Annotated in this window: 10 protein-coding genes; 4 read left to right on the top strand and 6 right to left on the bottom strand. The window is 44.5% G+C overall.

Features of this window, described 5'->3' with window-relative positions:
• Window positions 1-8: 8 nt before the first annotated feature.
• Together AACU25_RS26285 and hslO are read right to left on the bottom strand one after the other, a co-directional pair.
• Window positions 9-2,069 (bottom strand): chromosome segregation ATPase, encoded by a 2,061-nt coding sequence (locus AACU25_RS26285; protein ID WP_096580714.1) that lies wholly within the window; start codon window positions 2,067-2,069, stop codon window positions 9-11.
• 153 nt (window positions 2,070-2,222) lie between these two features.
• Window positions 2,223-3,128: an Hsp33 family molecular chaperone HslO gene (gene hslO / locus AACU25_RS26280; protein WP_096580712.1), complete on the bottom strand. Its 906-nt coding sequence runs from the start codon at window positions 3,126-3,128 to the stop codon at window positions 2,223-2,225.
• A 339-nt stretch (window positions 3,129-3,467) separates the two neighbouring features.
• Here hslO and AACU25_RS26275 point away from each other — a divergent pair, with 339 nt between their 5' ends.
• Window positions 3,468-3,854, top strand: coding sequence for a hypothetical protein (locus AACU25_RS26275; protein WP_096580710.1), 387 nt, complete (start codon window positions 3,468-3,470; stop codon window positions 3,852-3,854).
• Between the two features lie 77 nt (window positions 3,855-3,931).
• On the opposite strand, the gene AACU25_RS26270 is transcribed toward AACU25_RS26275, so the two are convergent.
• The 4 genes from AACU25_RS26270 to hisD form a co-directional block, all read right to left on the bottom strand.
• The gene (locus AACU25_RS26270; protein WP_096580708.1) at window positions 3,932-5,266 is read right to left on the bottom strand and encodes an HlyD family secretion protein; all 1,335 of its coding nucleotides are present in this window, start codon (window positions 5,264-5,266) and stop codon (window positions 3,932-3,934) included.
• Window positions 5,267-5,739: 473 nt separating this feature from the next.
• Window positions 5,740-6,336 carry a Uma2 family endonuclease gene (locus AACU25_RS26265; RefSeq protein ID WP_096580704.1) on the bottom strand — a complete coding sequence of 199 codons (597 nt, stop codon included), beginning with the start codon at window positions 6,334-6,336 and terminating at the stop codon, window positions 5,740-5,742.
• Window positions 6,337-6,364: 28 nt separating this feature from the next.
• Window positions 6,365-6,790 carry a universal stress protein gene (locus AACU25_RS26260; RefSeq protein WP_096580702.1) on the bottom strand — a complete coding sequence of 142 codons (426 nt, stop codon included), beginning with the start codon at window positions 6,788-6,790 and terminating at the stop codon, window positions 6,365-6,367.
• Between the two features lie 177 nt (window positions 6,791-6,967).
• Window positions 6,968-8,269, bottom strand: coding sequence for a histidinol dehydrogenase (hisD, locus tag AACU25_RS26255; RefSeq protein ID WP_096580700.1), 1,302 nt, complete (start codon window positions 8,267-8,269; stop codon window positions 6,968-6,970).
• 782 nt (window positions 8,270-9,051) lie between these two features.
• Here hisD and rpsT point away from each other — a divergent pair.
• The 3 genes from rpsT to rpoB all read left to right on the top strand — a co-directional run bounded on the left by rpsT (window position 9,052) and on the right by rpoB (window position 14,308).
• On the top strand, window positions 9,052-9,348 hold the full coding sequence (gene rpsT, locus AACU25_RS26250; RefSeq protein WP_045868365.1) for a 30S ribosomal protein S20: 297 nt from the start codon (window positions 9,052-9,054) through the stop codon (window positions 9,346-9,348).
• Between the two features lie 70 nt (window positions 9,349-9,418).
• Window positions 9,419-10,204, top strand: a complete 786-nt coding sequence (locus AACU25_RS26245) for a TatD family hydrolase (RefSeq protein WP_096580698.1) — start codon at window positions 9,419-9,421, stop codon at window positions 10,202-10,204.
• A gap of 804 nt (window positions 10,205-11,008) precedes the next feature.
• Window positions 11,009-14,308, top strand: a complete 3,300-nt coding sequence (gene rpoB / locus AACU25_RS26240) for a DNA-directed RNA polymerase subunit beta (protein WP_096580696.1) — start codon at window positions 11,009-11,011, stop codon at window positions 14,306-14,308.
• The last annotated feature ends 128 nt before the right edge of the window (window positions 14,309-14,436 follow it).

Below are 14,436 nucleotides of genomic sequence, written 5' to 3'. Positions count from 1 at the left end.
CCCAATCCCTACTGACCTGTCGTAGTTGGAGAAGGTGACAAAATTTCCGGCACTGCTGGCGCAGGTTCAGGATTGAGAAAGTTCCGCCAAGTCTTGATTTGCTCTTGTGCGGCACTATAAGCAGAAGTCCCTCTAGGAATTAACTTCGCCGTCTCAATGCCTTGATACATATCAGATTGTCCCTGAGAACGGGCGATATCTAACAACTGCTGACTCCATTGGTCAATGGCAACATTGGCATCCAAGCGTAAGATACTGCGTCGGGGAACCTGTTGTGCCAGTTGTATAGCGTTTACCAAGGCTTCTGCTGTACCTGGTAAAGCTGCATCCCGCGCTTTTTGCCAATTTTCTTTGGCGCGGATTTGCACTCGCCAATCGTCTATGGCTTCTTGGGCTTCGCCAGAAAGTGCGCGTCCGGATGATGCTATGGATTGAGCGGCATTAATCGCCCCATTTAAATCGCCTCGTTGCGCTAAGTCTTTTGCTTGATCTAAATAAGGTCGGTCTTCAATTCGCTGAATTTTTGCTGTCCAATTACGGATTTTTCTGCGTGCTTCCGAGTATAATGCCCGACCATTACGGATTTGGCTAGCTTCTGCGATCGCAGCTTGCAAGGAGTTGACATCATCCATTAATGCAATCTGATCCGCACGATCCAAGAAAGGTCTATCTTGGATCGTCTCTACTTCAGCTTGCCAACGTCCGGCTGCTTGTCTGGCTTCGCTAGCACGGGGGTTACCGGTGGGAATGAGTTGAGCTTGGGCGATCGCTGCACTTAAATCGCTGATTGTGCCTTGGCTAGCTAATGTCCGCGCCTTATCTAAACGGGCGACATCTTCAATTTCCAACTGCCAGCGGGCAATTAATTGTTGTGCTTTATCATACACAGCCCGAGAAGCATCGATTTGTTGCGCTTGGGAAATTGCTGTCTGTAAACCATCAATGGTTCCTAGCCAAGCACTTCTTTGGGCTTCAGCCAAGCTGATAAAATCTTCAACTTCCGTTTGCAATCCCGTATTTTCTGGAATTTGGCGGACGATATCTAGCGCTGTATCTGCATCCCGCTTATCTAACTTAGCCTGAGCTAAATCCAGCATCTTGCGCCCGTATTGGGGAATTAACTCTTGCGCTTTTTGATAAATGTAACTAGTGGGACTAATTGACTCCGCTAGCTTAATGGCTTCGAGTATCTGATCGGCTACCCCACTTTTAGCTAAACTATCGGCTTTTGCTAATTTTTCGCCATCTTCCCTAGCTGTGGCAATAATGCGATTTAATTCGTCGTATTTAGTAGTTGCCCAGTATTTATTATCGACACGCAGCAATTTAGCAGACAGCATAAAAGCGGATTGCCAATTTCTTTGCCGCAGTTCGCCTTCCGCTTCTTGATAAATGCCCTCTGCCTTTGACCAAATCGACTGCCATTTCTCTACTTGCTCTTCTACAGTGCTATAAGCAGGCAAATCGTTAGGTACTTTTGTGGCAGTGGCGATCGCTTCATCTAATTTTCCCGCTTGAAAACTTTGATCGGCTAGTTGCAAAATATCCTTAGACCACCTCTCAATAAAGCGATCGGCTTCTCCCCGCAAGGGGTGGTTTTTGGGCAATTGCTTCACTAAATTGATCGCTTGCAGTAAGTCGGTGACTGTTTGTTTAGAAGCCGCTAACTGCGCGCAGTGTAGCCGTACCGACTCACTAGCCAAAGGCCAGAAGATTTTGGGGCAGTTAGGGGCTGTTGGCAACTTTAACAGCATTGCCATTGCCAGGAATCCTATCCCCCCAGGAATCAAAGTTAATAATACTAACCACACCACCCAATTTTGCATCCAGCGGGGCAATTTACTGAATACATAATTGGGTGAAATAGTTTTCTCTGACTGATTATTAAAAGGTAATTCTTCGGAATGATTATCTGTTTGCCGCTTCACTGACTTAGAGTTAGAACCAGTAGCTGGAATATTAAATAAATGAGGTTCTCCGAATTGTTGTGTTTCGGATAATCTCGCCATTTCATCCTGATCTCTGGCTCTGCCTCGGGACCAACTGTCTGTAATATCCCGCTCTGTCATCTCTCACACCAAAATAATTGAATAGCGATCTGTTGTAGATCGATAATTCCATTGTTGCCATAGTAACTTTCTCATAATTAAAAAGCTACATTTTTTATTATCTTTCGCCACAGATACCATCAACAATTGGAAAAATCAGTGTGGTTTTACACCCTAACCAGAGACCGAAGATTCCGTCTGCAAATCGACAATTAACTGAGCCAACTGATCGCTGCTGGCCTGGTAGACTCGGCCGCAAAAGTCGCAAGTGGCTTCAGCGCCATCATCTTTCACGATCATATCTTGTAGTTCAGCTTCTCCCAAGATTTTTAATGCTCCTAACATCCGGTCAAAGGAGCAACCACAGTGGAAGCGTAGAATTTGGCTTTCGGGAAATATTTTCAGATCCATATCTCCCAGCAAATCTGTGAAGATTTCTGGCAAGGTCTTGCCTGCTTGCAATAATGGTGTAAATCCTGATAAAGCAGCTACTCGTGATTCCAAGGTTGCCACTAAAGCTTCATCTCTAGCAGCTTTGGGTAGCACTTGCACCAACAATCCACCCGCCGCCGTTACGCCATTTGCGCCCACAAATACACCTAAAACCAGTGCTGAAGGTGTTTGTTCGGAACTTACCAGGTAATGGGCGACATCATCGCCAATTTCACCAGAAACCAGTTCTACTGTACTCGAGTAAGGGTAGCCATAACCGATATCCCGGACAACATAGAGAAAACCCTTACCTACTGCACCACCAACATCTAATTTACCCTTAGCGTTAGGTGGTAACTCTATAGATGGGTTACCTACGTAGCCACGCACTGTGCCATCTAACCCAGCATCTACCAAAATGCCACTCAAGGGGCCGTCACCTTTCACCCGGACGTTTACTCTAGAGCCTGGCCGCTTCATACTAGAAGCCATTAACAAACCTGCTGCCATAGTCCGCCCCAGTGCTGCTGTTGCCACATAAGATAGCTTGTGACGTTGTCTTGCTTCTTCTGTGAGGCGCGTAGTGATCACACCTACGGCTCTAATCCCACCGTCGGCGGCCGTGGCGCGAATTAATTGATCCGCCATGAAAAACCTTACCAAATAGTATGTTACTAAACGCCTCTGCTATGAGGCTGGGACACTAAATTCTTATTTAGTATAACTTAGTATATCTAAACTAAACTTAAACATCTTTCTCATACTAAGTTCTGTAGGTAGTGATTTCCCGACAGTACATCAATATATAAACTCTGCCTATCTGCAGCAGGTTTCAAAAATCAAATTTAACTGCTAGAGAAAAATAAATAATTGATTGCCCAGCTTGATATTTAAATGCAGAAATCCTAATTCTTTTCTGATTTTTGATTCTATATTTGTCATACTACTAAAATAGTAATTAATTTTGGCTCAGTGTCATCCTAAAAAATGCTAGGTACTTTTCAAAAAAGTCAACTGCGGATAGAAATCGAAGCATCAGCAAATTCTATCCATGACAGTCTGCTGCGTCCAGCGCAATTACAAAAATGGCTTTTAGGGCAACGCTTTGCTTCTGGAATGCCAGAAGAACTACAGTCCGGGTTTCAGTTTACTACCTGGACAGGGCCTATACAAATTCATCATCAAGTAAGTGTGGTGAAACCTAATTGTCTACGCTTGTTACTGAGTGGCGGAATTGATGGTTTTCATGAATGGTATTGGGGAGAAGGTTGGGTGCAGTCCCGCTTAGAAGGAGTCTCATTGTTACCGTTAAATTTGGGACAAACTTTCAGTTTATTGAGTTTGCGGCAATTTTTAGCAAGCCAAAAATCATAAAATTTTTGATAACTTCGGTGGGGTTGTAGTAAGTATTTTATTATTGATAATTTAAATCCGAAATTGCTTACTACAGCCTACAAATCTGTGAGTAACCTGGCTTTTCTTAACATAAATGTCAATACCGTCTCTTCCTGGGCAATAATATCGGCCGTTACTTCCATACCTGGTTGAATGGTATAGGATTGATTACCTTTAATTAGCTCCAGTTTATCTGGTTCGATTGTTACCTCATAGTAAGGTACAGCTGCAACATTGCTATTAGTTTGGGGTGTAATTGCATCAGCCGTAATGCCTCGAACCGCACCATTGAGCGTGCCATAATCCGGGTAAGGATAGGCAGAAACCCGCATAATGACTTTACCCTGGGTACATTGCGTTACCTGAGTAGTTTTACATAAGCGCACTTTACTAATATCAGCCGCCGCTACACGGGCTTTCACAACCAAAGGCGCTTGATTAGGGGAAATTTGCGCGATCGCATCTCCCGCACGTACCACCTGCCCAGTATTTCTAATTTCTAGCTTCAAAATCGTACCCGCCTCTGAGGTACGAATGACGGTTTTTTGCAGTTCTGTAGAAACCTGTGTTAATTCTTTTTGGTCACTATTTATCTGGTTTTGGATTTCAACTTGACGGCGAATTAGTTCTGCTTGTTCTTTCTTCAAAGTCGCCAGTGTCGATTCCCCTTTAGCTTTTTCTTGGGCTATACGTTCATTAGCGATGGTCACCGTTGCATTACTGGGGTTAAGCCCAGCTTTAGCACGTTCAAGTTTAGCTAATGCCGCTTTATAAGCCTGTTCTTTCTCTTTAATTTGCAGAATAGCGATCGCACCTGTATTTCCTAGTTGTTGATATCGCTTCATTTCCTCCTTAGCTAATTCCAGCGCGGCTTCAGCTTCTTGCACTTGTGTGAAAGTGGTGATTTTTTGGTCTTGATAATCTCGTTGATTGCGCCTCAAGTCAGCTGCCGCCGCCGCGATCGCTCGTTGCATAGAATTAGATTCTGCAGCGATTTGAGTTTGTAGCGTCTTGACTTGGGCAGCAATTTGTGATAACTGTAAATTATTCTGGTGAATTGTACCTAAAAGCTGGCTTTTTTTAGTTTCTAGTTGCGAAGAATCAATATAGGCGATCGCATCCCCTGATTTCACTACCTGATTTTCTTTCACCACAATCTTTTTCACAACTCCTTCGCTACCTGCTTGCACTAAACGTACATCTCCTGCAGGGCGAACTGTAGCGGGTGCTGTAACAGTGACGTTGTAGTGAGTTACCGCAGCCAAAACCAAGGCTATACCTACAGTACCAACGAGAAATAAACCCCCTAGAGTTGTCCAGAGACTAATTGCTGGGAGAAACTGATCGCTGCTGATAGGGCGAAACAAGTCTGGACTGGGGTCATTATGCATAAATACAATGAAGTGTAGGCCGTATCTCAATTCATGCACAAGCAACCAATAGTAGCAATGAAAATTTCACTGAGTCAACCAATTTTAGATTTTGCGTTCGCGTAGCGTGTCGTAAAGCCTGCGGCATCGCTTCGCGTCGGGCGCAGCCTCTCGTAGAGAAGACAAAAGTTGCGTGCGGGGTTTCCCCCGTTGAGCAAACTTTTCAAGACGGATTTTAGATTTTAAATTGACTACACCCATCAAGGGATGCGGCTTGGAAATTTTAGATTGGCATTTAAGATTTGTTCCACCCACGGCTGTGCTTGCACCAAAAAGAATCCAAAATCCAAAATTTATACCATTTTGAAAAAAGAACGCGACAGATAGGTAGGGGCACGGCACCAGTAAGATATTTGATATGCCAAAAGATTGAGGATGCCGTGCCCTTACAAAGAATTTATCTGTCGCAAACATTATTTGAATTGGTATTAAATTTAACCTTCAGCAGTTAAAACTTGCTCTACAGTTAATTGCAACTCTGGAAAAGTTTGAGATTTTATGTAATCACCATCAACGAACTCTACAGGTTCGTATAAGTCTTCAATTAATATGAATACAGTTACTTTCTTGAGTAAAGGAGAAACAATCCAATACTCTGGAATATTGAGGACGTTATACTCAACTCGTTTAGCTCGATAATCAACAATCTTTGTTGATTCACTGACGATTTCTACAACTAACAACGGTGGTGGTTTATTGAGTTCAATTACTGCTTCGCGGTTTCTTAACTCACGCCACTGAGACATGGGAATCACCACTACATCTGGAATTCTGGAGGTATCCCATCGCCCAGCACGTGGGGAACGAATACCAATAACCATTTGTTTAGAAGTCCAATCTAACTTTAAACGGTTAATTTCACTGCGGAAACAAACATTTAAAAATTCTGCAACTGCACCATGTTCCGCACTTCCCAAACTCATTGGAATTAGTTCTCCATTGACCAATTCATAGCGGGTATCGGTGCCATCGTCATAAGCTAAATATTCCTTAAAAGTTAGTCTTTTAGTGACTGCAGGAGTTGTTGTCATGGCATTATTGTATTGCCTTTACTTCATTCTAATTGGGCTTTACCACCAACACCGAACAACTAGCTTCTTCTACAACTTGAATACTCACAGAACCCAAGACAATTCGCTTTATTCCTGTTAAACCACGACTACCAATAACGATCAAATCAGCATTATAAATATTTGCCAGGCGAATAATCTCTTCCGCAGGATCGCCATTTACAAGTTCTAATGCACTTTTAACTGACAAACTCTCTTGGTAAGCTTGCAGCTGCTTTTCAATATGAAAAAAAGACAATGTTGGTGAATCTGAATGAGGTTTATCGGCGGGTAGCTCCATCTCCGACTCTGGTGTGGGAAAAATATGGCAGAGAATCACTTTGCTATCTTCTGACAGCGCCAATTCATCTAAAGTCTGAATTACCCGTTCTGCAATTTCCGAACCATCCAGAGCTACCAAAATAGTTTTTAGCACCGCCCTTGTCTCCTCAAGAGTAGACCCCTTAAACACATACTTACTGAAGTTTGTTGGCAGCTATACCAACAACTAGCTGTAAGCCAAGTTTGTATATGACCTGATTAGCCAAACTCTTGGTTTGCAGCCATCTATTGACTTTTACCAAAAGTATAAGCAAAAATTCCGCACTTTCAATCATTCTTCACGCTGAATTCGTCTTCTTACTGAATCGGCGTGAGATGGAAATCCCTCTGCTGTTGCCAATATATCTATTGCACCAGCCACCTTCTGCAATGCAGATTGGGAGTATTGAATAATATTGGAGTGTTTCATGAAAGTTTCTACACCCAACCCCGAAGCATAACGAGCTGCACCAGAAGTAGGCAAAGTATGATTTGGCCCAGCTAAATAATGCCCTATCGCTTCCGGTGTAGAGTCTCCTAAGAAAATGGCCCCAGCATGGCGAATTTTTGGTAGTAATTCCCAAGGGTCTTGAATTTCTAATTCTAAATGTTCAGGGGCAAACTCATTAGCCAGTTCTGCTGCGGCATCGAGGGATTCTACAATCACAATTAAGCCATAATGAGCGATCGCTTTTTCTGTATCTATTCTGCGGGGATGATCTACCAATTGTCTTTCCACAGCAACTTGTACGTTTTTTGCCAAAGCCGCATCCGTAGTCAACAAAATCGCTGCTGCCATCGGGTCATGTTCCGCTGGTGCTAACATATCAGTAGCCACATGTACGGGATTTGCGGTTTCATCGGCAATAATTAGCACTTCGCTTGGCCCAGCTAAACAATCAATGCCAACAGTACCATAGACCAATTTTTTTGCCAGTGTCACATAAATATTACCTGGGCCAGCAATAACATTAACTTTAGGAATTGTTTCTGTACCATAGGCTAAAGCCGCGATCGCTTGTGCGCCCCCAACGCGATAAATTTCTTGAATGCCTACTTCTTGGGCTGCGACTAAAACAGCCGGGCTAATTGCTTTGCCTGCTCCTGGAGGAGTTACCATAACTAAGCGCGGTACACCAGCCACCTTGGCCGGAATTGCATTCATTAGTACCGTGCTAGGATAGCCAGAGCGACCACTAGGCACATATAAACCAGCACAATCCACAGGATTGTAGCGTTTGCCCAGTACTACATCATCATCACCAAACTCTACCCAACTTTTTGGTACTCGCTTACGGTGAAAGGCTTCAATTTGTTGGCAAGCCAGCCGAATCGCTGCCAGCAACTCCTGAGAAACTTGTTGGTAAGCTGTATCTAGTTCTGAACCTGTAACGCGCAGTTCCTCTGGCTTGAGAGTTTGGTTGTCAAATTCGGCTGTATAATGTAACACAGCCTTGTTGCCTTGGCGCTTCACTGCTTGTAACACTTCTCGCACCGTTGCCTCTTTGTGAAGCACCTGGTCATCATGGGTGCGATCGCAGATACGTTGTAGTTCTGCTATAACGTCTGCCTGCTGAGTAATGATTCGCAGCATGGAGTAAGGACAATGCCAAAATTAGAATGTTCCCGCCTGAGAATCAGTTTTGCTTTTTCCCCCAAGAGGTACCAAGCTGACGCTAATTCTCTTCTCTAGCTTAACCTGGATTTTTTTGATACTTCCAGTGTTATCACTGCTGTATTGCTTGAGTAGGCGAATTCATTGCTCATTCCCACAAGCTTTAGCGGCTTGTAGCAGGGAGTCGGCGTGCCAAGTTCCACTACCCTTTGATCCCATCACTCAATTGCCCGCCAGTAGAGATATCATGTGTTTGCACATCAACTCACTCTGAATCGAGAAATTAGTTAGGGACTGAGTATAATTTTTACTGACTTTTCTTAATTCTACTAGCTAACAGCGATTGCGAAACAATGTGTTCAATCTCTAAATTTCCGCCTTGAACTGCAACTAGTAATAGCTATTTGCCGCTGATATATAAAAATAGTACATCGGCAATCTGACTCCTAACGCATCCACCACGGAGCTAAGATAACTATGATTCTTTATAGGAGTATTTTATCTTAACGCATTTCTCAGAGTTGAACGCACATCTAAAACCTGCGCCAAAATTGACAGTACCCGTCAACAGTTGCAAATCCATGAGATAGAGCAGGGATTTCCCACTCAATAAAGTATCCAATGCCCGATGCCCCATGCCCCATATTTCTAAAAAACTCAACAGTGATATTTTTTCGGAAATCTTAACATTGGCGATCTGGATGCTATATTAGTAAATCTAGTAGTGTGTGTACATATTAATAGTCTTTTTGGAACTGACTGTGGCGAATACAAAGTCTGCTCTCAAGCGCGCCGAAATCGCAGAACGTAATCGTTTGCGTAATAAAGCATATAAATCAGCTGTTAAGACGCTGATGAAGAAGTACCTTAGTGCAGTACAACTTTATGCTGCTAATCCCACTCCTGAATTAAATCAACAAGTACAGGAGCGGTTGGCTGAGGCTTACAGCAAAATTGATAAAGCTGTCAAGCGAGGTGTACTTCATCCCAACAATGGGGCCAGGAAAAAGTCAAGATTGGCTCATAAACTCAAACCACTTACACAAACCGCACAGTAGTCCCAAATCATTTAGTCATTAGTCTGGTACTAATGACTAATGACTAATGACTAATGACTCTTAAACCAAAATGCAGCTAATTGACACCCACGTTCACATTAACTTTGACGTTTTTCAGCAAGATTTAGCAGCGGTGCGATCGCGATGGCAAGAAGCAGGTGTAGTGCATTTAATACATTCCTGCGTCGAACCATCAGAATTCCCTAGTATCCAAGCCATAGCACATGAGTTTCCCGAACTCAGCTTTGCAGTAGGTTTACATCCCTTAGATGCTAAACAATGGACTGAACAGACAGCCGATGAAATCTCAACGTTGGCTCAATCTGACGCGAAAGTAGTAGCAATGGGGGAAATGGGGCTGGATTTGCGTAAAGCAGATAACTATGAGCAACAGCGCATGGTATTTGAAGCGCAATTAGCGATCGCCACTGAACTTAATTTACCGATAATTATCCATTGTCGTGATGCCGCGGCACAGGTAAGAGAAGTGTTGCAAAAATGGCGAGAACAAAAAGGAGAAAAATTACGGGGTGTAATGCATTGTTGGGGTGGAACACCTGAAGAAGCTCAATGGTTCATTGACTTAGGGTTTTACATTAGCTTTAGCGGGACAGTTACCTTCAAAAACGCCAAGCAGATCCAAGCTACCGCCACAATGGTACCGAGCGATCGCTTGCTCATTGAAACAGACTGTCCTTTTCTCGCTCCCGTCCCCAAACGAGGTACAGGTAGGAATGAACCTGCTTACGTCCGTTATGTAGCAGATAGCATAGCTCAACTGCGTGGGCAAACAGTAGAAGAGATAGCTCATCAAACCACCCAAAATGCCTGTGACTTATTTGGTCTGGTACTATAGACTGTACCTATAAGTGTAGTTAGCTGTGTAAAAATAAATAAACACCTCGGAGGACGGAAATATGCTAAAATTATTTCCTCCAAAACATTTTGCTTGCGCCATAATGATAAAGGAAGGAAATTAATACTTCTAGGATTGGTAGTAACCTGTTATCAACTTGACCATCGCCACCCCCAGAGCAGTTCCCCTTTGGGTAACTAAGCTGCTAATTTACAGGGATCGATCATCCTCCTATCTCTACAAGCGGATGTACGAGCCGCGATCGCCAAGTCTGAAAATATAGTAGGTTGAGCTAGACGCTTTCAAAAAATACCTTTTCCGTATTTCACCTATAGAAAACTGTTAAACGTAATTGCCTTGTGAGAATAACCCAGCAAGAAAAAGACATACTAATCCAGAGTTGGTTAACAGCCACTCGGTTCCTTAGTTTTAGGATATCACCGTGAGTCTAAATATAGAGGGGTATTGAAGACACAACAGAACAAAGCTGCGGAGGCTAATTAACGCGCTTGTGGGAGGGGAAGTGACGAAAGCCAATTTAATTCCAGACTATCTCAACCATCTGCTTTTGAGCAATCAACCTAGTAGCTGGTTATTAGTTATAATGGTCACTTTTAAGGGAGTACTTTCCCTCTTGTCAAGATAGCACTTTCCAGCTTTAATTTCTGCGTTTGCCCGTACCTGCGCTCTAGCAGGTGGCGTTAAGGAGAAGTTCCCAAACAGCTACGGACACTGGCTAGCGGTGGGAACCGTAAAACAGCAGTGTCCAATGGTAAGTTTAACCAGGTTGACAAAGGTAGAGGCATGACGAACGAAACATATATGGAACCCGCCTTTCTGTTGCCCGACTTGATTGAAATCCAGCGTTCCAGCTTCCGTTGGTTTTTAGAAGAAGGGCTAATAGAAGAACTAAACTCCTTTAGTCCAATTACAGATTACACTGGCAAACTAGAACTGCACTTTTTAGGTCAAAACTACAAACTCAAAGAACCAAAGTACAGTGTCGAAGAAGCCAAACGGCGAGATAGTACATACGCCGTCCAAATGTATGTTCCCACAAGGCTACTCAACAAAGAAACCGGGGATATCAAAGAACAAGAAGTCTTTATTGGCGATCTGCCGTTGATGACCGATCGCGGTACTTTTATTATTAACGGTGCCGAGCGGGTAATCGTCAACCAAATTGTGCGATCGCCTGGAGTTTATTACAAATCAGAGATTGATAAAAACGGTCGCCGCACCTATTCTGCTAGCTTAATTCCCAACCGGGGGGCCTGGCTGAAATTTGAAACAGACCGTAATGATTTGGTGTGGGTACGGATTGATAAAACCCGCAAACTCTCAGCCCAAGTACTCTTAAAAGCCTTAGGTTTATCAGATAACGAAATCTTTGACGCTTTACGACACCCTGAGTATTTCCAAAAAACCATTGAAAAAGAAGGGCAATTTTCGGAAGAAGAAGCCCTAATGGAGTTATATCGTAAATTGCGTCCTGGTGAACCCCCCACAGTTCTGGGTGGACAACAGTTATTAGACTCCCGATTCTTCGATCCCAAACGTTACGATTTGGGTCGTGTAGGACGCTATAAGCTCAACAAAAAATTACGGCTGTCGGTTCCCGACACCATGCGCGTCTTAACCCCTGGCGACATCTTGGCAGCAGTAGACTACCTGATCAATCTGGAATACGACATCGGTAGCATTGATGACATTGACCACTTGGGTAATCGCCGGGTGCGAAGTGTGGGTGAATTGCTGCAAAACCAAGTGCGTGTAGGTTTAAACCGCCTAGAGAGAATTATTCGGGAACGGATGACAGTATCCGACGCAGAAGTTCTCACCCCAGCCTCCCTAGTCAACCCCAAACCACTGGTAGCCGCCATTAAAGAATTCTTTGGCTCCAGCCAATTAAGTCAGTTCATGGATCAAACCAATCCCTTAGCAGAACTGACTCACAAACGTCGTCTCTCTGCTCTTGGCCCTGGTGGTTTAACCAGAGAAAGAGCTGGGTTTGCTGTGCGAGATATCCACCCCAGCCACTACGGACGAATTTGCCCCATTGAAACCCCAGAAGGACCCAACGCGGGTTTGATTGGCTCCTTAGCAACTCATGCGCGGGTAAACCAGTACGGCTTTTTGGAAACTCCTTTTAGACCGGTGGAAAATGGTCGTGTGAGGTTTGATCTGCAGCCGGCTTACATGACTGCTGACGAAGAAGACGATTTACGCGTAGCTCCTGGTGACATCCCAGTTGATGACAATGGCATGATTATTGGCCCACAAGTGCCAGTACGCTATCGTCAGGAATTCTCCACTACCACCCCAGAGCAGGTGGATTACGTAGCGGTATCTCCCGTACAGATTGTATCTGTAGCTACAAGCATGATTCCCTTCTTGGAGCATGACGACGCAAACCGGGCACTGATGGGTTCTAACATGCAACGGCAAGCAGTACCCCTGCTGAAACCAGAGCGTCCGTTAGTGGGAACAGGCTTAGAAGCCCAAGGCGCACGGGACTCCGGGATGGTAATTGTATCCCGTACTGATGGTGATGTGGTTTATGTGGATGCCACAACAATCCGTGTCCGCGTCAAAAACTCAAATTCAGAAATCAAGTACACCCTTTCTAAGTATCAGCGTTCTAACCAAGACACCTGCCTTAACCAAAAACCCCTAGTGCGGATAGGTGAGCGTGTTGTTGCCGGTCAGGTATTAGCTGATGGCTCCTCCACAGAAGGGGGAGAACTAGCCCTGGGTCAAAATATCGTCGTCGCTTATATGCCTTGGGAAGGCTACAACTACGAAGACGCGATTTTGATTTCCGAAAGATTAGTTCAGGATGATGTTTACACCTCAATTCACATCGAGAAATATGAAATTGAGGCTAGACAGACCAAACTGGGCCCAGAAGAAATTACCCGAGAAATTCCTAACGTTGGGGAAGATGCCCTACGCCAACTAGATGAACAAGGAATTATCCGCATTGGAGCTTGGGTAGAAGCCGGGGATATCTTAGTAGGAAAAGTTACACCCAAAGGTGAATCTGACCAACCCCCAGAAGAAAAACTCTTGCGGGCAATTTTCGGTGAAAAAGCCCGGGATGTACGTGATAACTCCCTGCGAGTTCCCAACGGTGAAAAAGGACGCGTTGTTGACGTGCGTCTATTTACCCGTGAACAAGGGGACGAACTACCACCAGGAGCCAACATGGTAGTCCGGGTGTATGTCGCCCAGAAACGCAAAATCCAAGTCGGCGACAAAATGGCAGGACGACATGGCAACAAGGGAATTATCTCCCGCATCTTGCCCTTAGAAGATATGCCTTACTTACCCGATGGTTCACCAGTAGATATCGTCCTCAACCCCTTAGGTGTACCCAGCCGGATGAATGTCGGACAGGTCTTTGAATGTCTATTGGGATGGGCAGGACAAAACTTAGGTGTCAGGTTTAAGATTACTCCCTTTGATGAAATGTATGGGGAAGAATCATCTCGCCGAATTGTGCATGGCAAATTGCAAGAAGCACGGGATGAAACAGGTAGAAATTGGGTATACAACCCCGATGATCCTGGCAAAATCATGGTCTTCGATGGCCGTACTGGCGAACCCTTTGACCGACCAGTAACCGTGGGCGTAGCTTATATGCTGAAGCTAGTGCATTTGGTGGATGATAAAATCCACGCCCGGTCTACAGGCCCCTACTCTCTGGTTACGCAGCAACCCTTGGGTGGTAAAGCACAACAAGGTGGTCAGCGCTTCGGAGAAATGGAAGTGTGGGCATTGGAAGCCTTTGGTGCTGCTTACACCTTGCAAGAATTGCTGACGGTGAAATCAGATGATATGCAGGGAAGAAATGAAGCCCTCAACGCCATTGTCAAAGGCAAGGCTATCCCCAGACCAGGTACGCCAGAATCCTTTAAGGTGTTGATGCGAGAACTGCAATCCTTGGGCTTAGATATTGCTGTCCACAAAGTAGAAACCCAAGCAGATGGTAGTTCCTTGGATGTGGAAGTTGATTTGATGGCCGACCAATCAGCGCGTCGCACACCACCTCGACCCACCTATGAATCTCTATCCCGTGAATCACTGGAAGATGACGAATAAAGATTAGGCAATAGGGCATAGGGAATAGGGCAGAGAAATTAATCTCAATGCCCAATGCCCAATGCCCCATGTCTAATCCCCAGTTTTCAACAAAAAACTAAATATACTCATAACTCAGAACTCAGCAC

This window comes from Tolypothrix tenuis PCC 7101 (genome assembly GCF_963874875.1).
GTDB lineage: Bacteria > Cyanobacteriota > Cyanobacteriia > Cyanobacteriales > Nostocaceae > Aulosira > Aulosira tenue.
Note: the sequence above shows the minus strand (reverse complement) of the source record. Positions and strands in the feature narration are given on the sequence as shown.